The sequence below is a fragment of the Novosphingobium sp. SG919 genome, from assembly GCF_012932495.1.
Taxonomy (GTDB): Bacteria; Pseudomonadota; Alphaproteobacteria; order Sphingomonadales; family Sphingomonadaceae; genus Novosphingobium; species Novosphingobium rhizosphaerae.
Genome location: NZ_JABCNG010000006.1, coordinates 57,027 through 78,369 on the forward strand (window position 1 = coordinate 57,027; position 21,343 = coordinate 78,369).

General features: G+C 64.6%; 21 protein-coding genes. 6 read left to right on the top strand and 15 right to left on the bottom strand.

Annotation, left to right across the window (positions count from 1 at the left end; genetic code table 11):
* Positions 1 to 46: 46 nt before the first annotated feature.
* On the bottom strand, positions 47 to 1,447 hold the full coding sequence (locus FHT19_RS20390) for an aminomethyl transferase family protein (protein ID WP_169476581.1): 1,401 nt from the start codon (positions 1,445 to 1,447) through the stop codon (positions 47 to 49).
* Between the two features lie 124 nt (positions 1,448 to 1,571).
* Between FHT19_RS20390 and purU the strand changes: the two genes are divergently transcribed.
* Positions 1,572 to 2,426, top strand: coding sequence for a formyltetrahydrofolate deformylase (gene purU / locus FHT19_RS20395; protein WP_169476582.1), 855 nt, complete (start codon positions 1,572 to 1,574; stop codon positions 2,424 to 2,426).
* Positions 2,427 to 2,442: 16 nt separating this feature from the next.
* Positions 2,443 to 2,844 carry a VOC family protein gene (locus tag FHT19_RS20400; protein WP_169476583.1) on the top strand — a complete coding sequence of 134 codons (402 nt, stop codon included), beginning with the start codon at positions 2,443 to 2,445 and terminating at the stop codon, positions 2,842 to 2,844.
* Positions 2,845 to 2,864: 20 nt separating this feature from the next.
* Here the strand turns inward: FHT19_RS20400 and FHT19_RS20405 are convergent, their stop codons facing one another.
* From FHT19_RS20405 to FHT19_RS20455, 11 genes are all read right to left on the bottom strand, one after another.
* Positions 2,865 to 3,602 (bottom strand): alpha/beta fold hydrolase, encoded by a 738-nt coding sequence (locus FHT19_RS20405; RefSeq protein ID WP_169476584.1) that lies wholly within the window; start codon positions 3,600 to 3,602, stop codon positions 2,865 to 2,867.
* Positions 3,603 to 3,618: 16 nt separating this feature from the next.
* Entirely contained in the window at positions 3,619 to 4,395 is a 777-nt protein-coding gene (locus FHT19_RS20410) for a glutathione S-transferase family protein (protein ID WP_169476585.1), read from the bottom strand.
* An 11-nt stretch (positions 4,396 to 4,406) separates the two neighbouring features.
* Complete coding sequence (locus FHT19_RS20415; protein ID WP_169476586.1) at positions 4,407 to 5,156, bottom strand: SDR family NAD(P)-dependent oxidoreductase; 750 nt, start codon at positions 5,154 to 5,156, stop codon at positions 4,407 to 4,409.
* On the bottom strand, positions 5,153 to 5,629 hold the full coding sequence (locus FHT19_RS20420) for a sulfur transferase domain-containing protein (protein WP_248290580.1): 477 nt from the start codon (positions 5,627 to 5,629) through the stop codon (positions 5,153 to 5,155). The genes FHT19_RS20415 and FHT19_RS20420 overlap by 4 nt, the downstream gene beginning before the upstream one ends.
* Positions 5,626 to 6,498: an amidohydrolase family protein gene (locus tag FHT19_RS20425; RefSeq protein WP_211185019.1), complete on the bottom strand. Its 873-nt coding sequence runs from the start codon at positions 6,496 to 6,498 to the stop codon at positions 5,626 to 5,628. Before FHT19_RS20425 ends, FHT19_RS20420 begins: the two co-directional genes overlap by 4 nt.
* Positions 6,499 to 6,611: 113 nt before the next feature.
* The gene (locus FHT19_RS20430) at positions 6,612 to 8,126 is read right to left on the bottom strand and encodes an aldehyde dehydrogenase family protein (RefSeq protein ID WP_248290581.1); all 1,515 of its coding nucleotides are present in this window, start codon (positions 8,124 to 8,126) and stop codon (positions 6,612 to 6,614) included.
* A 60-nt stretch (positions 8,127 to 8,186) separates the two neighbouring features.
* On the bottom strand, positions 8,187 to 10,364 hold the full coding sequence (locus tag FHT19_RS20435) for a PQQ-dependent dehydrogenase, methanol/ethanol family (protein WP_169476587.1): 2,178 nt from the start codon (positions 10,362 to 10,364) through the stop codon (positions 8,187 to 8,189).
* A 52-nt stretch (positions 10,365 to 10,416) separates the two neighbouring features.
* On the bottom strand, positions 10,417 to 11,982 hold the full coding sequence (locus FHT19_RS20440) for an AMP-binding protein (protein WP_169476588.1): 1,566 nt from the start codon (positions 11,980 to 11,982) through the stop codon (positions 10,417 to 10,419).
* Between the two features lie 271 nt (positions 11,983 to 12,253).
* Positions 12,254 to 12,637, bottom strand: coding sequence for a hypothetical protein (locus tag FHT19_RS20445; protein WP_169476589.1), 384 nt, complete (start codon positions 12,635 to 12,637; stop codon positions 12,254 to 12,256).
* The gene (locus FHT19_RS20450; RefSeq protein WP_169476590.1) at positions 12,637 to 13,062 is read right to left on the bottom strand and encodes a cytochrome c; all 426 of its coding nucleotides are present in this window, start codon (positions 13,060 to 13,062) and stop codon (positions 12,637 to 12,639) included. The genes FHT19_RS20445 and FHT19_RS20450 overlap by 1 nt, the downstream gene beginning before the upstream one ends.
* The gene (locus FHT19_RS20455) at positions 13,059 to 14,711 is read right to left on the bottom strand and encodes an FAD-dependent oxidoreductase (RefSeq protein WP_211185020.1); all 1,653 of its coding nucleotides are present in this window, start codon (positions 14,709 to 14,711) and stop codon (positions 13,059 to 13,061) included. Before FHT19_RS20455 ends, FHT19_RS20450 begins: the two co-directional genes overlap by 4 nt.
* 163 nt (positions 14,712 to 14,874) lie before the next feature.
* On the opposite strand from FHT19_RS20455, the gene FHT19_RS20460 reads away from it, so the two are divergent.
* Positions 14,875 to 15,480, top strand: a complete 606-nt coding sequence (locus FHT19_RS20460; RefSeq protein ID WP_169476591.1) for a hypothetical protein — start codon at positions 14,875 to 14,877, stop codon at positions 15,478 to 15,480.
* A 111-nt stretch (positions 15,481 to 15,591) separates the two neighbouring features.
* Here the strand turns inward: FHT19_RS20460 and FHT19_RS20465 are convergent, their stop codons facing one another.
* From FHT19_RS20465 to FHT19_RS20475, 3 genes are all read right to left on the bottom strand, one after another.
* Positions 15,592 to 16,089 carry a DUF3237 domain-containing protein gene (locus FHT19_RS20465; protein ID WP_168556470.1) on the bottom strand — a complete coding sequence of 166 codons (498 nt, stop codon included), beginning with the start codon at positions 16,087 to 16,089 and terminating at the stop codon, positions 15,592 to 15,594.
* A 14-nt stretch (positions 16,090 to 16,103) separates the two neighbouring features.
* Positions 16,104 to 18,491: a PQQ-dependent dehydrogenase, methanol/ethanol family gene (locus tag FHT19_RS20470; RefSeq protein ID WP_169476592.1), complete on the bottom strand. Its 2,388-nt coding sequence runs from the start codon at positions 18,489 to 18,491 to the stop codon at positions 16,104 to 16,106.
* A gap of 65 nt (positions 18,492 to 18,556) precedes the next feature.
* Complete coding sequence (locus FHT19_RS20475; RefSeq protein ID WP_248290582.1) at positions 18,557 to 19,417, bottom strand: hypothetical protein; 861 nt, start codon at positions 19,415 to 19,417, stop codon at positions 18,557 to 18,559.
* Between the two features lie 96 nt (positions 19,418 to 19,513).
* Here FHT19_RS20475 and FHT19_RS20480 point away from each other — a divergent pair, with 96 nt between their 5' ends.
* The 3 genes from FHT19_RS20480 (at position 19,514) to FHT19_RS20490 (ending at position 21,282) form a co-directional block, all read left to right on the top strand.
* On the top strand, positions 19,514 to 19,903 hold the full coding sequence (locus FHT19_RS20480) for a nuclear transport factor 2 family protein (RefSeq protein ID WP_169476593.1): 390 nt from the start codon (positions 19,514 to 19,516) through the stop codon (positions 19,901 to 19,903).
* A 14-nt stretch (positions 19,904 to 19,917) separates the two neighbouring features.
* On the top strand, positions 19,918 to 20,658 hold the full coding sequence (locus FHT19_RS20485; protein WP_168556466.1) for an SDR family oxidoreductase: 741 nt from the start codon (positions 19,918 to 19,920) through the stop codon (positions 20,656 to 20,658).
* Positions 20,659 to 20,739: 81 nt separating this feature from the next.
* Positions 20,740 to 21,282 carry a hypothetical protein gene (locus tag FHT19_RS20490; protein WP_169476594.1) on the top strand — a complete coding sequence of 181 codons (543 nt, stop codon included), beginning with the start codon at positions 20,740 to 20,742 and terminating at the stop codon, positions 21,280 to 21,282.
* Positions 21,283 to 21,343 lie beyond the last annotated feature (61 nt).

Consider the following 21,343-nt stretch of genomic DNA (forward strand, 5'->3'; position numbering starts at 1 on the left):
GGGGTAGTGGCCCCTCCCCGCCCGGAGGCAGGGAGGGGAAAGGTCATCAACGACCGGTGCGCCAGCCTTCGGCGTAGGCTTCGCGGGCCACGCGGCTGTAGGGCACGGGCGAAACGATCGCGCGCACTTCCAGCTGCTTGTGCGGTTCCACGGTGGTCTTCTTGGTCCCGCCGTTTTCTTCGCCCCACACCACGCGCACTTCGGTGCCGACCGGAATTTCCGGATCGATCGTGGCGAGCGAAAGCGCCTGCTTTTCGTTGTACGAATAGCCGGTGAACATCGAGAGGCCCACGGTCTTGCCGCCGGCATCGACCACGCGGTCATAGTTCGACGAAGCATAGTTCGCGAGCGGGGTATCGAAGAACTTGTACTGGTCACCATCGGGGTTGAACAGCGAGGCCATTATCTTGGCCATGTCTTCGGGATGCCAGGCCAGCGTCACCTTCTTGCGCTGATCGGCCGGGTTGAGCGCTTGGAGCGCTTCACGGCCATGGAACTCGTGGTCGAACTTCACGAACGAGCCATAGCCCAGTTCCCACGGGTTGAGGTAGTAGTCCTCGATGTTGTCGGACACGAACGAACCGCCGATCGAGCCGGTCGCTTCATAGCTGTCGGCACCCAGCCACTCGCGGAAGCCCTTGAGCTTTTCGCCGGTGTAGATCGCCGGCAGCGGCGACGGAATCCAGCCCGATTCCAGCGTGTTGGACGGGTAGGCGCGGCTGCCGCAAGCGATCAGGCCGAATTCCTTGCCGGCTTCCAGAATGGCGGCGCGGATTTCTTCCTGCTCGGCATAGGGGCCCCAGATTTCCAGGCCCGGCGCACCCGACATGCCGTGGCGCAGCGTGCGCACGGTCTTGCCGGCAATGTTCATGGTGCTCATGTTGAAGAACTTGAGCTGTTCCAGCGGGCCGCCATGCAGCTTTTCGATCACCGCCCAGGCATTGGGGCCCTGGATCTGGAAGCGCCATTCCTTGCGGCTGACCGGCTTGCCCATCGGGCGCATCGGCGAACGGTCGTCCAGCTCGATTTCGCAATCATAGCCACCGGTGGCGGCGTGATAACGCAGCCAGTTGGAAGCCGGAGCGCGGCCGACGTACGTGAAGCTTTCCTCTTCTTCCCAGAAGATGATACCGTCGCCGATCACGTGGCCATAGGGGGTGGTGGGCACATACTGCTTGGCCTTGTTCACCGCCCAGCCCTTGGAGCTGTTGATCATGGTGTCGGACAGCAGCTTGAGCGCGTCCTTGCCGCGAATGTAGAGGTTCACCATGTGGTGCGATTGGTCGAACAGCACGGCGGAATGCTGCCAGGCCCACTGTTCGGAACGCCAGTTGGAAAATTCCGGTGCCACCACCGGATAGACATAGGCACCCAGCTGCGAGTTGCGCAGCATGCCGACGATATCGCCGTTTTGCTGCAGCAGCTGGTCAAGGTTGGTCGCGGCCATGCAATCTTCTCCCGACTAAAAATGCTTGGTTGAAATTTGTATGCAACACATACAATATCGAAACAGATTCGCAATGGCAAAATCGACAGGCCGGCGCGAGACAACGACGGGAGAGACACTGATCATGGCCGCACCGCTGATTCTCACCATTTCGTGCACCGATGTGCCCGGAATCGTCGCCCGCGTATCGGGCACGCTCTACGAACAGGGCGCCAACGTGCTGGAGGCGCAACAGTTCGACGATCAGGAATCCGGCCGCTTTTTCATGCGCGTGGTGTTCGATCCGGGCGAAAAGAGCGCAGAAATGCTGCACGCCGCGCTCGAACCGGTGGCGCAGCAATATGGCATGGCGTGGAACCTGCGCGATACCACCAAAAAGCGCCGCGTGGTGATGATGGTGAGCAAGTTCGACCACTGCCTGGGCGACCTGCTCTATCGCGCCCGCATCGGCGAACTGCCGATGGACGTGGTGGCGATTCTGGGCAACCACCCCAAGGAAGCGCTGTCGATCTCGTTGATCGGCGACATTCCCTATTACCACCTGCCAATCACCAAGGACACCAAGCCGCAGCAGGAAGCCGAAGTGAAGCGCATCGTCACCGAAACCGGCGCGGAACTGGTGGTGCTGGCGCGCTACATGCAGATCCTGTCAGACGATCTCGCCAAGTTCCTCTCGGGCCGCTGCATCAACATCCACCACTCGTTCCTGCCCAGCTTCAAGGGGGCCAAGCCCTATCACCAGGCGCACGCGCGCGGGGTGAAGATGATCGGCGCCACCGGGCACTATGTGACGGCAGACCTCGACGAAGGGCCGATCATCCATCAGGATGTGGAAACGGTGACTCATGCCGACCGGGCCGACGACCTGGTGCGCAAGGGCCGCGATATCGAACGCCGCGTGCTGGCCGAAGCGGTGCGCCTGCACCTGGAAGACCGCGCGCTGCTCAACGGCAACAAGACGGTCGTATTCAAGAGCTGACGGGAAAGGAAACGCCATGCAGGTCAATGCCCTCGATCACGTGAACATCATCACCGACCGACTGGGGGAAACCTGCGCGTTCTATGTCGCGCTGCTGGGCCTTGAGCAGCGCGACGCCCCGCCCCCGCTGACCCCGCAAAACGCGCAGTGGCTTTACGACAAGGGCGGCCGCGCGGTGCTGCACATCAACAGCACCGATTGCCCGCGCACCTATGACCGGCCGGTGGAGCCCGGCACCGTCACCGGCGCGATCCACCACGTGGCGCTCAATTGTTCGGGGCATGACATCGTGATGCAGCGGATCGCCGCCATGGGGCTTGATGCAAAGCACAACTTCGTCGCCGCGATCGGCTTGCGCCAGATCTTCGTGGCCGATCCCAACAACGTGCTGCTGGAATTGAACTTCTTTGCCGATTGATCCTCCCCCGAGGGGGAGGATCAGATTGCCGCTTCCAGGGCGTCAGCCAGGGCTTCTGGCATCGAGAGATAAGGGCTGTGGTCAGCCGCCAGCGTTATCACTTGCGCGCCGGGCGACATGGCGATCATCTTGCGCTGGCTGTCGATGGGGATCGTGCGGTCCTGGGTGCATTCCACATAGATGCGCGGTTTGCTGCCCCACCGTTCGGGCGTGACCACGATTCTTTGGCGGCGCGGTTCGCTGGGTTCGGCCAGCAAGCGCGGCAGCACGGCGGCCACGTCCTCGGGCGGGGAAAGCTGCGCAAACACCGCCCCGGCATCGTCAACCGGATCGATCACCGTGGCAATGCTGCCGTGCAACGGCTTGATGATCGCCTCGAACGGCGCATTGGGGCCGACGATTTCCTTGAACTCCGCGCGGGAAAGCCCCGCCGGCAGCATCATCGCACAGATATAGGCCAGGCTGTCCATCGCATCGGGATGGCGTTCTGCCGCCGTGCTGACCACCAGGCCACCCCGGCTGTGCCCGCCCAGCACCACCGGCGCGCCGCCCAGCTTCTGCTTGAGATCGCGGCAGTGCTGCGCAGCAAAATCCCCCCAGCTTTCCAGCGTGACGGCGGCCATCTCCTCGGCCGTGCCGCCCATGCCGGGCAAAGTGGGCGCCACCACGGTATGGCCGCGCGCCGTCAGGATCGCGGCCACTTTGTCAAAGCACCAGCCCCCGTGCCAAGACCCATGGATCAGAACGAAACCCGCCATTCCCTGCAATCCTCCGTTATCGCGCGTGCCCGGTCCAGGTGCGCAGGCCCGGCGCCGTGCGGTCCTCACCGGCAAGCGCGGCCGCCACGGCGGGCCGCGCGGTCATGCGGTCGCGCCAAGCCACCAGGCGCGGCGCGCGTGCGGCAATCTCCAGTTCGGGGAACATGCGCTCCACCATCATGCCGCAATGGGCATAAAAGTTGATATCGGCAAGGGTATAGCTGTCGCCAGCCAGCCATTCCGTTTCGCCCAGCTGGCGCTCCACTTTGTCCACGGCATAGGCGATCTTGTCCATCGCATTGGCCAGGTCGCTTTCCGAAAAGCCAGAGCGGGCCGTGGCCCATTTCTTGCGCTGATCGGGCAGGGGAATGTTTTCCAGCAGCTTCTCGAATTCGCCGTTCTCGATGTTGCGGGCGATAATCCCGATCATGCGATGCCAGCCGTGCATCGAGACATGGTTCATCACATGCTCGTCGACGAACTTGTTCCAATAGCGCATGCGCGCCGCGCCCACCGCGTCGCGCGGCCGCAGCGGCCCATCGGCGGGCTGGGCATCGGGAAAGGCATCTTCCAGGTATTCGTTGATCACCGTGGTGTGCGTGATGATCGTGCCATCGTGATCGAGCACGGGCACCTGGCCTTCGGGATTGATCGCCACGAACCACGGCTGGTGCTGTTCGAACTTGTGCAGGTCAACATAGCGGCTGGTGAAATCGAGCCCCTTTTCCTTCAAGGGAATCATCGATTTGAGCGAATTGGCGACGGGTTCGGCGTGGTAATAGGCAAGGGCCATGGCTGGTTCCTTCAAAGCGACAGCGTGCCGAGCAGGCCGCCATCGGCGGCCCAACTCTGCGCGGTAACGTGAGATGCCGCGTCCGACAGCAGGAACGCGGCCACTTGCGCCAGTTCAGCCGCGCTGCCGGTGCGCCCTTGCGGAACACGCGCGGCCATCGCCGTGGCGGCATCGGGCGGGAGGGCATCGAGCATTGGCGTTTCGATGAAGCCGGGCACCACGCAATTGCAGCGCACGCCAAAAGGCGCCAGTTCCAGCGCCACCCCCGGCGCCAGGCCCAGCACCGCATGCTTCGACGCGACATAGGCCGCGTTCATGGCCATGCCGCGCTCGCTGGCCAGGCTGCCCGTGACCAGGATCGCGCCGCGCCGCCGCACTTTCATCGCAGGCACCACATGGGCGATGGCGTGGAACACGGACGTGAGGTTGACCGCCAGCACCGCATCGAACGCTGCGTCGGCATAGTCTTCCACCGCCGCGAACGTGCCACCGATCCCGGCGTTGCAGAACAGGCCATCGATCGGCCCGCGCTCTGCAACCGCTCGGTCGAGTGCCGCCAGAAGTTGCGCCTTGTCGGCCACATCGGCCGCCCCCCAGCCGGCGCACGTACCCAGTTCGGCCACCGCCTGCTCCAGCAAGGCCGCGCGCCGCGCGATCAGCGTGACGGTGCCGCCGCCCGCCACCACCACATCGGCCGTGGCGCGGCCGATGCCGGTGGAAGCCCCGGTGATCACCACGTGGCGGCCGGCAAAATCGATCATGCGCCCTTGCCCGCGATGAAATCAGACCAGACCTGTGCTTCGGGCCGGTCGGAGCCTTCGGGCGTCCATTGCTGCGCCATGAGAGCGCGGGCCTGCGGTTCGGCCATGCCGGCCACATCGCGGTGCCAGCGATAGAAGAACGCGGCCACGCGCCAGTTCATGATGCAATGCACGTGCACCGGGCGCGGCCCCTGCTCCAGCGCCTGGCAAAACGCGGCGAAATGGGCGTTGGCGGGCGCATCAAACGGCACCGGGATATGGGTATAGGCCATGCCCGCCGCCGCCAGCCTTGCCCCTTCGTTGGCCAGGGCCTCGGGATGGGTTTCGAGCGCCAGGTTGATCACATGGCCCACGCCCAGTGCCGCCAGCCGCGCCACATCGCGCGGCTCCAGCCGGCCCGACGTGGTCACATCCGCGCCCAGCCGCTGCCAGGCGCGAATGTCTGCCGGGTCAGAAGGCGGATCGGCGATCACGCCAGGCCCAGCAGCTTGACCGCGTTATCCTTCATGATGCCGGGCAGCACGTCATCGCGGAAGCCCACCTGGCGCGCGGCATCCAGCCACTTGTCCGGACGGATCAGTGGGAAATCGCTGCCGAACAGCATCTTCTTCTTCAGCTGTGTGTTGGCGTACTGGATGATCTGCGGCTGGAAATACTTGGGGCTCCAGCCCGAAAGATCAATGTAGACGTTGTTCTTGTGCAGCGCCATCGACAGGCTTTCATCCACCCACGGCCACGAGGGGTGCGCCAGGATGATCTTCATGTCGGGGAAATCCACCGCCACATCATCGACCAGCATCGGCTGGCCATATTTCAGGTGGATGCCCCCACCGCCGCGCATGCCGGTGCCCATGCCTGAATGCCCGGTGTGAAAGATCGCCGGCAGCTTGTAGTGGTTGATCACTTCATAGATGGCGTAACCCACCTGCTCGGCCGGATGGATGTTCTGGCAGATGTGGTGGAACTTGAAGCCCTTGACGCCATGGTTCTCGATCAGGTCGCGCGCCTCGCGCGCACCATACTTGCCCTTGTGCGGATCGATCGAGGCAAAAGGGATGCATACGTCGTCGTTCTTCGCCGCGAATTCGGCGATTTCATAGTTCGACACGCGCTTGGCGCCGATGCCCGCCTCGCAATCCACCGTGAACAAGCAGAACGCGATATTCTGCTCGCGATAGATCTGCGCGATCTCGGGCATCTTGGGCCGCTCGCGCGGAGCCTTGAAATAGCTGGAAGCCGCATCGAAAAACTGCCCCATCACCGGATCTTCGGGATCGTGGCACGAAACTTCGGCATGCACGTGCACGTCGATGGCGGTGATTTTCGACAGGTCGATGGGCATTCCTAGGCACCTTTTAACAGCCCCTCTCCCCGACCCTCTCCCCTGACGGGGAGAGGGAGGAGGTTAGCCCTCTCCCCGTCAGGGGAGAGGGTTGGGAGAGGGGATGGACACAATCAAAGCTGGATGATCACGGTCTTGGTTTCGAGATAGGCTTCCACGCCCTGGTGGCCCTGTTCGCGGCCCAGGCCCGATTCCTTGTAGCCGCCAAAGGGCAGCGCGGTGTCAATCATGGCATGGCAATTGCCCCATACCGTGCCCGACTTGATGCGCGCGGCCAGCTTGTGCATCACCGCCACGTCCTTGGTCCAGATGCCGGCGCCCAGGCCAAAGCAGGTGTCGTTGGCCATGCGCGCCACTTCATCCAGGTCTTCGAAACGCTGCGCCACCACCACCGGGCCAAAGATTTCCTCGCGCACCACGCTCATCTGCGGGTTCACGTTGGCCAGGATCGTGGGGTTGACGTAATAGCCGCCATCGCTGGCCGGCACGTCGCCGCCCATCACCACGCTGGCGCCGTCGCGCTTGCCCGCCTCGATATAGCCCATCACGCGTTCGTGCTGTTCCTTGGAAACCAGCGGGCCCATGTGCGCATCGGGATCGAGGCTGGGGCGCGGGCTCCAGAACGGAGCGGTGGCGGCCATGCCTTCCAGCACCTGATCGAACACCGACTTGTGCGCGAACAGGCGCGAACCGGCCACGCAGACCTGGCCCGAATTGAAGAAGATCGCGCCCGCTGCGCCCGGTGCCGCCTGCGCAACGTCCACATCGGGCATGACCACCACCGGGCTCTTGCCGCCCAGTTCCAGGGTCACGCGCTTCATGCTGGCGGTGGCGTTGCGGTTGATCAGCTTGCCGATCTCGGTCGATCCGGTGAACGCCACTTTGTCCACATCGGGGTGCTTGACCATGCGATCGCCGGCGGTGTGGCCATTGCCGGTGATGATGTTGATGACGCCGGCGGGGAAGCCGGCTTCCACCACCAGGTCGGCCAGCTTGAGCGCGGTGAGCGAGGTCTGCTCAGCCGGCTTCAACACCAGGGTGCAGCCCGCCGCGAGCGCCGGGGCGATCTTGAGCGAGGCCATCAACAGCGGGAAGTTCCACGGCACGATCTGCGCGCAAACGCCCACCGGCTCGCGCACGGTATAGCTGAACACCTGGCCGCCGGGCATGGTGTAGGGCTGCGTGGTTTCGCCCGAAATCTTGCTGGCCCAGCCGGCCATGAAGCGCAACTGGCTGATCGCGCCGGGAATATCCACGGCGCCCGCCATGGTCATCGGCTTGCCGTTGTCGATCGCTTCCAGCTCGGCGAACAGCGCGGCGTTGGCTTCCAGCAGGTCCGCCAGGCGGTTCATCGTGCGGTCGCGCACCATCGGGGGCAGGCCCGACCAGCGCCCATCGTCGAAGGCCGCACGGGCCGCCGCCACGGCGCGGTCCACGTCCTTGTCCGACGCATCGACCACATGGCCCACGATCTTGCCGCTGGAGGGGTCTTCCACCTCGATCACGGCATCATGGCTGCTGTCCACCCATTCGTTGTTGATGAACAGCTGCGGCTTGCGCGCCAGGAAAGCGGCTGCTGCGGGCGAATAGGCGCGCTGCTGGCGCGAAATCGTCGTCATTTCGTTCATGGCCGACTCCTCTCCGTTATTTGTAATGTAACATAACAATTTTGGTGGACCAAGCGCGCATCAGTTGCGCGCCGTGCCCTTGCCGATGCGCTTGCCCGTCTTGGCGTCCAGCGCCTTGTCTTCGTTGGCGCGGGAAATCAGGTATTGGCGGATGGCTTCGGCATCGTCGGCGCTCAGCACGCTCTTGAACGAAACCATGCCGGCTTCGTGCAGCGCGCCATCGAGCACGACCATCTTCATCCCCTCGGCCGAACCGATCGCACCCGAGTGGCGCAGGTCCGGGTTCACCCCGCCGGCCACCGCCGCATCGCCGTGGCAGACATTGCAATAGCGGCCATAGAGCTGCCCGCCATGGGCCACCTGCTGCGGCGTTCCGGTCAGCGGCGGCGGATCGAGCGGCCCGGCGTTGCTGGGCGGCGGCGCGGGCAACTGGCCCTTGGCGCCCAGCTTGAACACCAGCAGGCGGCTGATATTGCGCGAGGCGCCACCCTTGTGCGCCAGGATGCCGGTGGCCACGTCCCACACCCCGCCCCAGCCGACCATCACGGCGACGTATTGCTCGCCACCGATGGCATACGTCATCGGCGCAGCCACGATCCCGCTTTGCGCCGGGAACGACCACAGTTTTTCGCCCTTGTCGGCGCTATAGGCCACGAACTGCCCCTGGGCATTGCCCTGGAACACCAGGTTGCCGGCGGTGGACAGGATGCCGCCGTTCCACGGGGAAACCTGGTCCACCCGCCAGGCCACCTTGCGATTGGCCACGTCCCAGGCGATCAGCGCGCCGGTGGTGCCGGCCAGGGCGCCGGCCTGCACTTTGGGATCGGCCGGCATCGAAGTGGTATAGCCATCGATCGCGGTCTGGAAGCCAAGCCCGCTCGGTTTCCAGTCCTTGGCGGCGAAATAGGGGAAGCCCGCCACATTGGCCGGGATATAGAGCAGGTTGGTCTTGGGGCTGAAACTTTGCGGCTGCCAGGAATGCGCCCCACCCGCGCCGGGCAGGCCGATGAACGGCTTGCCGGTCTTTTCATAGCGCGCCTCGGGGTTGATCGTGGGGCGGCCGGTCTTGGGATCGATGCCGGTGTTCCAGTTCACCGGCACGAAGGGCGTGGCCGACAGGAACTGGCCCGTGGTGGCATCAAGCACATAGACATGGCCGTTCTTGGGCGCGTGCAGCGCTACGTGGCGCTGCTTGCCGTCGATCGTCATATCGGCGAGCGTGATCTGGGCATCGGAATCGAAGTCCCAGCGATCCTCGGGCGTTTCCTGGTAATGCCAGGCATAGGCACCGGTATCGGCATTCACCGCCACGATCGACGAGGTGTAGAGCGCGTCGCCGCTGCGCCCTGCCGGCGCCGGGTTCCACGGTTCGGCATTGCCGGTGCCGAACAGGATCAGGTTGGTCTTGGGATCAAATGTGATCCCGTCCCACACCGTGCCGCCGCCACCCAGCGTCCACCAGTCCCCGGTCCAGGTCTTGGCGGCTGCCTCCATCGCCTGGTTTTCAAAACCGTCCTTGGGATTGCCCGGCACGGTATTGAATTTCCACACTTGCGCGCCGGTCTGCGCGTCATAGGCGGCGATATAGCCGCGTGCGCGGTATTCCCCGCCGCCAGCGCCGATCACGATCCGCCCTTTCACCACGCGCGGCGCGCCGGTGATCGCATAGTTCTTCTGGTCGGGCACGACTTGCCTGTCGAACACCACCTTGCCGGTCTTCTGGTCCAGCGCGATCAGCCGTCCATCCAGCGTGCCGACATAGATCTTGTCGCCATAGAGCGCCGCCCCGCGGTTCACCGCGTCGCAGCAGGCCGAAACCAGTTGCTCGCGCGGCACCTTGGGATCGTATTCCCAGATCACCTTGCCGGTGCGCGCGTCATAGGCCTTGACCATCGACCAGGCGGTGGTGGTGTAGAGCACGCCATCGTGCATCAGGGGCGTTGCTTCCTGCCCGCGCGCCGTGTCGAAATCGACCGACCAGGCAAGGCCCAGTTGCCCGACATTGCCGGCGTTGATTGCATCGAGCGGCGAGAAACGCTGCTCGGCATAGTCGCGGCCATAGCTGAGCCACTCGCCATCGGGCGCCTGGGCGATCAGTGCATCGGTCACCCCGCTGTTGGCCGGCGCCGCCTTTGGCGCCGCATCACCCTTGGTGCACGCAGCAAGCACCAGGGCCAGCGACAGCGACACCCCACCCAGACATGCCACGCCCCAAGCGGCCGTGAACCTTTTTTGCATCACCCGTTTCCTCTCCACCACCGCTTGTTTTTCGCGCCTGCTTTTTTGCAGGTCAGTTTACCATGCGCTGGGCATTGCCCCAGTATTTCGTGCGCAGGGCTTTCTTGTCCATCTTGCCCGCCGCGGTGCGCGGAATGGCATCGACGAATTCCACCGACTTGGGCGCTTTCACCCCGCCCAACCGCGCCTTGGCAAAGCTGATGATCTCGGCCTCGCTCACCCCTTGCGCCACGACCACGGCGTGCACCTGTTCACCCCACTTTTCGTGCGGGATGCCAAAGACGCAGGCTTCGCGCACCTGGGGAAGTTCGGTCACCGCCGCTTCCACTTCGGCGGTGAACACGTTGAACCCGCCCGAGACGACCATGTCCTTCTTGCGGTCGACGATATAGAGATAGCCCTCGGCGTCGAGCTTGCCCACGTCACCGGTGTGGTGCCAGCCGAACTTGCGGATTTCGGCAGTTTCCTCGGGCTTTTCGAAATAGCTGTGGGTGACAAGGGCCCCGCGCGCGCAGATCTCGCCCGCCTCGCCCGCAGGCACGGGCTGGCCATCGTCGTCGAGCAGCGCCACCTTGATCGAGCGGGTCGGCTTGCCGCAGGCAGCCAGCTTGTCGGGCGCCTCTCGGGCAAAGCGGGCCACATCCTCGGGCGGGAACCACGCCACGATCATCGGGCATTCCACCTGGCCATAGGCCTGGCACATGCAGGGCCCGAAGATTTCCACCGCCTGGCGCAGCTTTTCGGGCGAGCAGGGCGAGCCGACCAGGATGAAGATCCTGAGGCTGGAATAATCGTGCGCGCCGATCTGGGGAGAGGCCAGCAACTGGTACAGCGCCGTGGGCGGCAGGTACATGTGCGTGACCTTGTATTCTTCGATCGCGGCCAGCACGGCTTCCGCGTCGAAGCCCGGCAGGATCACCTGCGTGGCACCCAGGCTCATCGTGGAAAGCGAAATCGGCCCGGCGGCGTGGGTGATCGGGGCGGAAACCAGCGCCACGGGATCATCGGTGCGCCCGCCCATGGCATCGGCCGCCGTCTCGATCATCGTGCCCCAGCCCAGGTTGGTGACGTTGGCGCCCTTGGAGGGGCCGGTGGTGCCGCCGGTGGGAAAGATGCCGACCATGTCGAACAGGTTGCCGAAGGCGTCGATTTCCGGCTCGACGAAATCGGCGGCGTCCACCCCGGCCATGAACTCTTCCAGGCTGGGGTCATCGCCCATCCGCCGGTCGAGGCAGACGAAATGCTGCATCACCGGGCACAGCGCCTTGAGCTGGGCCACTTCGTCGGCCTTGCTGGAATGATAGACCAGCCACTTGCAGCGCACGTAGTTGATATAGGCGGCGTTGGCATCGATGGCGTTGCGGGTGTTGACCGGGATCCATTTGCCATTGGCCCGCCACATCGCCAGCAGAACCACCAGCAGCATGCCATCGTTGGGGCCATAAAGGCCCAGCAGGTCCTGGTTCTCGAAGCCGTTGCGTTGCAGGGCTGCAGCGATCCGTTCGCTGAGCGCCTTGGTCTGCGCAAACGTCAGCTTTAGATCGGTTTGCGTATCGACAATCGCCAGCCGCGCGGGATCGCGGTCATGGCCACGGTCGAAATAGTCAATGGCACGCATGGCTTCTCCTCATCCGCATCTTGGCAGAACCGGGAGCGCGCCGACGTGCAGGCAAAAACCAAATGCGCACAAGCCGCTATGGCATCGACTCTCCCGATTCCGGTTACCCCGGTATTTGTTAGTGTTGCATACTAATTGCGGATCATCGGCGGTCAAGCCGCCACGTGCGTGCGTTTCACGTTTGCTGCCCAAAAAGGCAATTGGGGAGTGCTCCCCCCCGTCACCCCGGGCCTGACGTGGGATGACGGGGGATAGAGAGCCGATGCTGCGGCTAAACCCGCTCTGCCATGCTCCAGCGGAACAGGTTGCGCTTGCCCGAAACCGGGGCGGGCACGGCATTTTCCGCCGTGGGGCGCAGGCCCTGCCCGCGCGCAGCGCCGCGCAGGGTGACCCAATCGCTCCACCCGGTCAGCCCTTCGACGCGGCCGGGCGCCAAGCCGGCGAGGCGGCGGCGCAGCGCCAGAGGACCGTGCATCACGTCATGACGCGCGGCGAGCGGAAAGCTGGCGGCAAAGGCCCGGCTTTCCGCGACGCGGCTGTCGAACACCACCAGCGCGGGTGGTGCCACGGCCTGGACGCCGGCGGGAAGCGCCGTGCCGGCCGCCACCAGCGTGCCGGTGCGCAACAGCGTGCGCCGATCAAGAGCGCCGCGCATCAACCGGCCTTCCCCAGGTATTTGGCCACGGCGTCAAGCTCGGCATCGGTGATGTCCACGCGGGTTTGCGTGGGCATGGCGCCCTTGCCATTGCGCACCACGGCCTTGACGTAATCGGCGGTCAGATCGGTGCGGTTGGCCAGGAGGCCTTGGTCAGGCGTGCGTCCGATCATGATCTGCTGCTTGGTCACCAGGTTGGTACCCATGCCACCGGTCAGATGGCAATAGCCGCAATGCGCCTCGAACAGCACTTTGCCATCGCCGCCGGCGGCGTTGCGATCCCCGGCGGGATAGGCCGGGCGGAGTTGATAGGGCGGCGGTGGCCCCGGCGGTGGCCCCATCGGGGCATGGGGTGCATTGCCTTGCGCCAACGCGACCGACGCGCCGAGCACCACGGCCGCCCCTGCCAGAACTGCGCGCTTCATGGCCTTCCTCCCTTGGCGGCGACGCTGCCTTTGGTTACGGCACCCTGCGGCGCGGAATTGCGCTGCGCGGCATAGGCAGCGGGCCACACCCCCTGCTTGCCCGGCGCAATGATGCCATTGGGATCGAGCGCGGATTTCACCTTCTCGTCGAACCGGCGCAGCGCGTGGTTGTTGAAATCGAACGTGTCCATCACCGGGTCCATCCAGCCCAGGTGCGTGCGGTATTCGCCGTAGCCGGCCTTGGCCGTTTCGCTGATCAGCGCATTGAACAGCGCCTTCATGTTCTCGACCATCGGCGCATCGTCGCGATCATACATCAACATGTTGATGTTGTTGGCAAAGCGCCCGCCGATGGTGAAGCTGGCATAGAAATCCACGTCATGATCGGCGATGATCTTGCGGCTGCGCTTCAACTGGCCCAGCACATGCTCGCTGCTGGCCGGCACCACGGGGGAAAAGCCCATGTGCGCGCCGCGCCCGCCGATCCAGTCCGACATCTGCAGCGGCACGGCCGAGGGCACGCCCATGGTGATCTCGTACTGGCCGATAGCGTCGCCCTGGCGCCACCAGTTCTCCTGCGGCGGGGCAGCCAAGTGCCGCTTCATTGCCGCCTTCACGATCTCGGCCTTGGCCTTGATCACGCTTTCCTCGCCATAGAGGCGCAGCGCCACCTGCCAATAGCCCAGCTTGTATTGCTTGAGCAGCTCTGCCACGCGCCACTCGGGAATGGCGCCCGGCTTGTCCCAGAAATCGTGACGCTGCCCTTTGAGCACCATCTTGCCCAGCCAGCTGGGGATGAACACGTTCTGTTCGATCAGCCCGGAAATCTTCATCGGGGCAATGGTATCGACCACCCAGCCGATATCGCCCTCTTCGGGAATGTCGAAGATCAGTTCGAGCGAGGCTTCGGGCGCGGGCTGCAGCCACAGCCCTGCCTTGGTCACCACGCCCAGGTTCGATTGGGTGAACGCCAGATCGAACGTGGGGCCATAGCTGAACGGGAAATGGTGCCAGGCCGGGTTGTTGTTCATCGCGCCCATGCCGGTGCGCAGCAGATCGCCATCGGGCAGCACCACTTCCAACCCGCACAAGTTGCGCGCGTGCAGGCCATAGGGTGTATAGCCGATCCCGTGATCGAGCGCGTTGCCGATCACCGAGCCCCAGCCATTGCCCGGCACGCTCATCCACAAGGGATGGTTGCCGCGCAGGATCGCATCGTGGAGGTCAAAGAACCCGACCCCCGGTTCCACCACGCAGGTGGCCAGCTTGGGATCAATGTCGATGATCTTGTTCATCCGCCCCAGGTCGAGCACGATCGACCCGGCCATGCGCGGCGCGGCCGTGCCATAGCCCAGGTTCTTGCCCCGCGCGACGGGCCAGAGCGGCGTCTTGTGCTCGTTGGCCAGGCGCACAATCGCGCGCACTTCCTCCACATTGGCAGGTGCCACGGCGGCAGAGGCCGCCCATTGCTCGGCGTCTCCCGGGGCATAGATATCGGAATAGGCGTCACGGTCGCTTTCGCTGGCCATGACCCAGTCCTTGCCCACCACGCCGGCATAGGCCTTGAGCGCGGTGGCAAAGCCCTGGGGGCTGACGCGGGGCGGCAGGTGCAGTTTCACCGGCAGATTTCTCCCATCACGGTCCCTCATGCGGGGACTCGTTTTCTGACTGGCATTTTCTAACAATTGTTATCGTTGTGCCGCGTGATCGGCTGCGCGTCAAGGCCGCACCTGCATTTCCTGTCGCGCCGCGCGCGCCGCTGCGCTATCACCCCGGCGGGGACCAGGACTTTCAAGCAAGCAAGACCCTGGCATGACGAAACACCGATGGGCGCAAGCCGCCTTTTCCCTGGCGATCCTGGCCGGGACCGCCGCCTGCGACAAACTGACTCCGGGCGCCGATGGTGCCGTTGCCGCCACCGGCGCGGCCGGATCGCTCGATGCCGATCCCAGCGACGGCGCCACGCCCGATGTCTTTACCACAGGCACGCCCGATGATCCGGTGACCTTCCTCAAGGCGATGTTCGCCGACGATGGCATTGCCGGATCGGTTTCCACCGTGGGCGACCTGCGCCATCGCTATTTCTCCGAAGAGCTTTCGGGCATGCTGTCCGACACGCTGCGCGGCGGCGATACCGTGGCTCTCACCGCCAACCCGCTGTGCCTGTGCAACAACCCCAGCAAGCTGCGCCAGGCGATCATCCTGCAACACGCCGATGCCCGCCACGCCGTCGCCCGCGTGACCGTGACCCGTTATGGCGTGAGCGACGGCCCCACCGCGCATCTGGTCATCACCATGACCAAGGACGTGGAAGGCTGGAAGGTAACCGACGTGCTGTATCCCGATGAAAAGGAAAGCCTGCGCAGCATCCTGGCCAAGGCCAACGCGCCGCAACTCGATGAAAACGCGGCGGTGTGAGAGGCCGGGCCTGGGGCTTCGACAAGCTCAGCCCGAACGGGGTTTTGGGGACAATCTTGCCCCCTTCCGTTCGCCCTGAGCTTGTCGAAGGGCTCCGGCGCTGCCCGCTGCTCAGGTCAGCGCGTAATACTTCACATGGTTGCCGTCTGGCCGCCGCTCGCCCACGCCGATGAACACGTGGCGCGTCAGCCAGTCGTGCGGCCCCTTGCTCGTCTCGAACGTGGGCTGGGCGCGCAAGTAGTATTCGGCATGGGGCACCGGGGCGCCGCCGGCAAAGGCCCAGGCCCGCAGGCGATCCATCGTGCCGGGTTCGCGCCCCCACAGGAAGCCCTTGTTCTGCATGTAGATCAACGTGCCATCGTCCACTTCCAAGACGTAGCGCGCATCGAACGCGGCGGTGTCATCCGGGCGAAAGAACGCATAGTCGCCGCCCGAATTGGGCACCGCGCGGCCCTTCAGGCGCGGCCCCTCAAACACGCCTTCGTCCACATAGACCGCGCTGCGCATGCCGCCGCTGGGCAGATCGGGGACCATCTGCACGCGCGTGAATTTGAGCGTGCAGGCAAAGGCGAACTCCAGGCGGGGATTGTCGAGCGTGGAAAAGTCCATGAAACAAGGCCCAATCAATAGTTGGATAGGATGGTCAGGCTCGGCCCGTCGATCGGCTTGCCGGCCTTCTGCTTGGCCAGTTCGTCGGCGCGGGTCTTGCCTTGCAGGTCGATCAGATAGGCGTGGATCGCATCGGCATCGCCAGGCTTGAGCACATCGTCCCAGCGCGGCATGCCAGCCGGCAGCAGCGCCCCTTCCAGCACGATCTGCTTGAACGCCTCGTGCGTGGCGGGCTGCATCCGGCGCAAGTCCGGCGCCATGGAGCGGTGGATATTCGCGTGGCAGATCGCGCAATTGGCAAAGAACAGTCCCTGCCCGCGCGCGATCGTCTCGGCGGTGACCCCGGCCGCTTGCGCCGGTGGCGGCGGCGCCACTTCCAGCGGCGGCAAGACCGGCGGCAACGGCACTTTGCGGCCATCGAGGCGGAAGACCAGCAGGCGGTTCTGGTTGCCGCGTGCGTAAGCCGCCGAATAGCGCGGGGTAAACGCCCAGCCACCCCCGCCCCAGCCAGCCTGGACCGCGATAAATTGCACGCCCTTGACCGTATAGGTGATCGGCGCGGCCATGATCGGGCTGCCCGTCTCGATGGATTTCAGCACCGCACCATTGCGCGCATCGCGCACCACCAGCTTGCCCGAAAGCGTACCCTGCACGATCAGCCCCGATGCCGTAGCCAGCACACCGCCCCGGTCCTGCCAGCCTTCGCTGTCCACCGCCCACACCGTCTTGCCGGTCAGCGGATCGATCGCGCGCAACTGGCTCTTGCCCGGATTGGCCTTGGCTTGCGCAAAGGCGGGCAAGGCTTTCACCGCCTGCGCCATGGGCGGCGGCAAGGTTTCCACCGCTGCTGCCACATCGGGGGTAAAGATCAGCGCGGCATCGTTGTTGAGCGCGCGGGCGCGATAGGGCTTGGCCCCCGGCGTCATGAAGATGAGGTTGCCGATATCGGCCACCGATCCGTAATAGAGGCCCGTCTGCGGGCTATAGGCCGCCGGAAACCAGTTGCGCGCGCCCACCGTGGAGGGAAACACGATCTTGGGCCCGTCGGTATAGTCCGAGGCTTCCGGGTTCAGGATCGGGCGCATCGTGCCCGGCTCGAACCCCTTGGCCCAATTGACCCGCGCAATGGCATTGGCGCGCAGCACCTGCCCGGTCTTGCGGTCGATCACATAGAGAAAGCCGTTCTTGGGCGCGTGCAGGATTACGCCCCGGTCCTGCCCGTCCACCGCCATATGCGTGAGGATCATTGGCTGGGTGGAGGTGAAATCCCAATTGTCGCTGGGCGTTTCCTGGTAATTCCACACCATCCGCCCGGTCTTGGGATCGAGCGCGACCAGCGAGCCGAGATAGAGATTGTCGCCGCCCGAGGGCGACCGCTTGGACCGGGCATAAGGCCCGCCATTTCCGGTGCCGACCAGGACGTAACCGGTTTCAGGATCGAAATTGATCGCATCCCACGGCGCGCCGCCGCCGCCCACGTCCCAGCGGCTCTTGGGGTCCCAGGTCTTGAGCGCCGCTTCCAGCTCGGGCGTTTCCTGCGGCCCTAGCGCGGGATCATGCGGCACCACGTGCCAGCGCCAGCGGATCGCGCCTGTCTTCACGTCGAGCGCGGTGACATAGCCGCGCACGTCATACTCCGCGCCGCCCATGCCGATCACCACCACGTCTCCCGCCACTTCGGGCGCGCCGGTGGAATTGTCGCCGCGCTTGCGGTCTTCGATGAAATCGGTCTTCCACACCACGGCGCCGGTCTTGGCGTCGAGCGCGTACATCCACCCGTCCAGGGCCGCGATGAACACGCGGCCGTTTGAAACGGCAAGCCCGCGGTTGACCATGTCGCAGCACGCGGTGCGATTGCGCTGCATGTCCACCTCCGGCTCGAACCGCCAGAGTTCGCGGCCCGACGCGGCATCATAGGCATAAGCGCGCCCGGCATTGCCGGCGACATAGAGCACGCCATCGACCATCACCGGGCTGGCCTCCTGCCCGCGCGCGGTGCCCAGGTCCGCTTCCCACGCCAGGCCGAGGCGCGCCACGTTGGCCGGATTGATGCCGGTGAGCGTGGACCAATGCGTCTTGCCCGCGTCTCCCCCCGGTGCCGGCCACTGGCTGCCGGCCCCCTGGGTGAGCGGCGCGGCGGCGGCCAGCGCCAGGCTGGCGGTGGCGAGAATGGCCAGGTTGCGAACGGGGATGGCATTCTTCTCCCCCTCCTCTTCAGAGGAGGGGGTCGGGGGGTGGTGGATGCCTTGCGCCAGGTGCCTACCACCCCCGGCGCCTCCTCTGAAGAGGAGGGGAGAACATGGCGAATCTTGCCCCTCCCCGTTCAGGCTGAGCTTGTCGAAGCCTTCATCGGTCGAGCGCCGCGCAGGGCCCTTCGACAGGCTCAGGGCGAACAGATTCATGGACCTGAACCCCGTTCGAGCTGAGCCTGTCGAAGCCCCCCGCAGCCACGCACACACCCCCCGCATCACAGCGCATCCCATGGGCTGGGCATGCGATAGGGCACGGTGATGAAATTCGCCTCGATCTGCTCGATCATGCCGTGGTCGATCTTGAACAGTTCTGAGATGTAGAAGCTGTGCGGGCGACGCACCGGGCTTTTCACCGTGCGCCCGTCGGTCAGTTGATAGGTGTCGATCCGGCCCGAATGATCGATGAAGCCGAACGCCAGCACAAGGCCGCGTTCCTCGTCCACCAAGGGAAAGCGGCGCGCGCGCAGTTCGTCGTCATAGCGATAGTTGCCCATGCGGAACTGCTCTTCGCAGCCCAGCGCAGAGACCGGCACGATCTTGGCAAATTCGGGATTGCGGGTGGTCTGCACGCCGTTTTCCACGCGCTGGCAATCGGGGTGAAACCGCGTGTGGATCGTGCCGTCGTTGCGCTGAAGCGTGTCGAAATAGCCGTTGGACAGGCGCACCATCTCGGCCCGCTCCACCGGGCTTTCGGGCGCGCGGTGCAGGATCGGCTTGTCCCAATAGCGCGGGTTTTCAAACTTGATGCCGCTGTCGGACTGGCGCACGATCAGCAGCTCCGCTTCCGCCACCTCGCCCGCCTCGTTGAGAGCGAGCCGCACGGTCAGCGCCGATTCCTCGATCGCCTCGATCAGGGTGCCGAAATAGCCGACCTGGCGCGTGCGCGTATCGGCAAAGCGCAGTTGATAGCTGCCCAGCCCCTGCACCGTGCCCCACACCCCGTCATCGGTGGCCAGCATCACGTTGTTTTCGGAAAAGAGCGCGTCGGCTGCCCAATTCACGCGGGCACTGTCGCCCTTGTCCAGCGCCGCCAGAAACGCATCGAGTGCGGCATAAAGGGCCTCGCGGTCCATCATCTCTCCCTTTTCGCGCTCTATTGGCAACAAGCCTTTGACGCGGGTTTAGCCATAGCATATCCTACCAATTGTTAGAATAAAAGGGGAGAGTTGCGGATGTCTCGAACGCCGGCCGAACAGGCCCTGCTGGCGCGCGTGCTGGCCATGTACCAGGATGTGCTGATCGCCATGGATAGCGGTGCGGTCGATCGTTACATCGCCCCGGAATACATCCAGCACAGCTCGCTGGCCGAACCCGGCGTGCCCGCGCTCAAGGCCTTTCTCGATCGCGTGAAAGCCGAATCGCCCGATGCCCGGCAGACAATCCACCGCAGCTTCGTGGATGGCGATCACGTGGTGGTACACACCCATGTGGAACGCTGGCCGGGCGACCCCGGCCTTGCCGTGGTCGATATCTTTCGCTGCCAGGGCGACATGATCGTGGAGCACTGGGACGTGATCCAGGACGTGCCGACCGCGCCGGTCAACCCTCTCCCTCTGTTTTGAAAGGCGCTCGCTTCATGCGCTTTACCGACAAATGCGTGGTCATTCTGGGCGGCAACGCCGGCATCGGCCTGGCTGCTGCGCGCCAGTTCGCTGCCGAAGGCGCCCGGCTTGCGCTTACGGGCCGCAACGAACAGACCCTGCATGCTGCGGCACAGGAATGTGGCGCGCTCGCCGTCCGTGCCGACATGGGCAACGTGGCGCAAACGCGCGCGGCGCTGGCCGAGATCGAGCAGGCGCTGGGCGGGATCGATGTCTTGTTCGTCAACGCCGGCGTCGGCGGCTTTGCCATGGTGCCGGAAGTGACCGAGGACTTCTGGGACCAGATTCACACCGTCAACCTGCGCGGCGCATTCTTTGCCATCCAGCATGCCCTGCCGCTGCTGCGCGATGGCGGGGCCATCGTGATCACCGGCTCGATCGGTTCGGTGGCGGCCGTGCCCGGCAATGTTGCCTATGCCGCCGCCAAGGCCGGCCTGCGCGCCATGGCCCGGATCGTGGCCAAGGAACTGCTGCCCCGCCGCATCCGCGTGAACCTGATCAGCCCCGGCCCCACCGACACCGAAATCTTCAAGCGCGACGCCAGCGCCGAAGAGATCGCCGGCATGCGCGACATGCTGTCATCGGTCGTGCCCATCGGCCGCATGGGCACCGCCGAAGAAGTGGCCAGCGCCGCCTTGTTCCTGGCCAGCAACGAAGCCAGCTTCATCAACGGCGTCGATCTCTATGTGGACGGCGGGTGCTTGGAATTGGGGTAATTGGCAGTCGCGGCAGCGTAGAGACATTTAAGTTTATCATGGAAATGATGACGAACAATCTCGTCTTGTTGCAGCAGCATCTTGGCGATATTCCCGCGCACATGCATTTCGCATAGGGGGATTAACAGGGTGAAATCAGGATTCTTGACGGCCGCAGCGGTTATGCTGTGCGCCACCACGTCGCTTGGCCTGGGCATGCCGGCTGCGCTTGCGCAAACCGCTCCGGCGGCCAAGGCGCTGCCGGCCAACACGCTTATTCAGCTCACGCCGGAATCGGAAATCTCTTCCAAGAAGGTCAACCTGGGCGACAAGGTCGGTTTTGCCGTGGTCAACGACGTGTTGGATGGCGGCAATGTCGTGATCCCGCGCGGCAGCCATGTCGAAGGGACGATCAGCTTCAAAACCGGCAAGGCGATTGGCGGCAAATCGGGCAAGTTCGAAGTGACCTTTGAAAAGATCACCGTCGGCGGCAAGACTTACGCGATGAAGGGGACGCATCGCCAGGAGGGCAAGGGCAACACGGTTGCTGCCGTGTTCGGCAGCATGCTCGTCAGCGGTCGGTCGGCGGTCATGTTGCCCGGCGACTTCGCGAACGCGTTCACCAACGAAGCCATTCCCTACTGATCGGGCGCAGAGGGGCCGAACCGTCGGCCCCTCTGCCTACACATGCGGCCGCGGTTCCCGG

Bases quoted from the DNA above. Each gene is read 5' to 3' on its own strand.
- FHT19_RS20455 (WP_211185020.1), bottom strand. From the start codon at position 14,711: ATGAGGGACCGTGATGGGAGAAATCTGCCGGTGAAACTGCACCTGCCG.
- FHT19_RS20470 (WP_169476592.1), bottom strand. From the start codon at position 18,491: ATGAATCTGTTCGCCCTGAGCCTGTCGAAGGGCCCTGCGCGGCGCTCG.
- FHT19_RS20450 (WP_169476590.1), bottom strand. From the start codon at position 13,062: ATGAAGCGCGCAGTTCTGGCAGGGGCGGCCGTGGTGCTCGGCGCGTCG.
- FHT19_RS20390 (WP_169476581.1), bottom strand. From the start codon at position 1,447: ATGGCCGCGACCAACCTTGACCAGCTGCTGCAGCAAAACGGCGATATC.
- FHT19_RS20480 (WP_169476593.1), top strand. From the start codon at position 19,514: ATGTCTCGAACGCCGGCCGAACAGGCCCTGCTGGCGCGCGTGCTGGCC.
- FHT19_RS20460 (WP_169476591.1), top strand. From the start codon at position 14,875: ATGACGAAACACCGATGGGCGCAAGCCGCCTTTTCCCTGGCGATCCTG.
- FHT19_RS20485 (WP_168556466.1), top strand. From the start codon at position 19,918: ATGCGCTTTACCGACAAATGCGTGGTCATTCTGGGCGGCAACGCCGGC.
- FHT19_RS20475 (WP_248290582.1), bottom strand. From the start codon at position 19,417: ATGATGGACCGCGAGGCCCTTTATGCCGCACTCGATGCGTTTCTGGCG.
- FHT19_RS20410 (WP_169476585.1), bottom strand. From the start codon at position 4,395: ATGGCCCTTGCCTATTACCACGCCGAACCCGTCGCCAATTCGCTCAAA.
- FHT19_RS20445 (WP_169476589.1), bottom strand. From the start codon at position 12,637: ATGCGCGGCGCTCTTGATCGGCGCACGCTGTTGCGCACCGGCACGCTG.
- FHT19_RS20400 (WP_169476583.1), top strand. From the start codon at position 2,443: ATGCAGGTCAATGCCCTCGATCACGTGAACATCATCACCGACCGACTG.
- FHT19_RS20440 (WP_169476588.1), bottom strand. From the start codon at position 11,982: ATGCGTGCCATTGACTATTTCGACCGTGGCCATGACCGCGATCCCGCG.
- FHT19_RS20435 (WP_169476587.1), bottom strand. From the start codon at position 10,364: ATGCAAAAAAGGTTCACGGCCGCTTGGGGCGTGGCATGTCTGGGTGGG.
- FHT19_RS20415 (WP_169476586.1), bottom strand. From the start codon at position 5,156: ATGATCGATTTTGCCGGCCGCCACGTGGTGATCACCGGGGCTTCCACC.
- FHT19_RS20465 (WP_168556470.1), bottom strand. From the start codon at position 16,089: ATGGACTTTTCCACGCTCGACAATCCCCGCCTGGAGTTCGCCTTTGCC.
- purU (WP_169476582.1), top strand. From the start codon at position 1,572: ATGGCCGCACCGCTGATTCTCACCATTTCGTGCACCGATGTGCCCGGA.
- FHT19_RS20425 (WP_211185019.1), bottom strand. From the start codon at position 6,498: ATGCCCATCGACCTGTCGAAAATCACCGCCATCGACGTGCACGTGCAT.
- FHT19_RS20405 (WP_169476584.1), bottom strand. From the start codon at position 3,602: ATGGCGGGTTTCGTTCTGATCCATGGGTCTTGGCACGGGGGCTGGTGC.
- FHT19_RS20430 (WP_248290581.1), bottom strand. From the start codon at position 8,126: ATGAACGAAATGACGACGATTTCGCGCCAGCAGCGCGCCTATTCGCCC.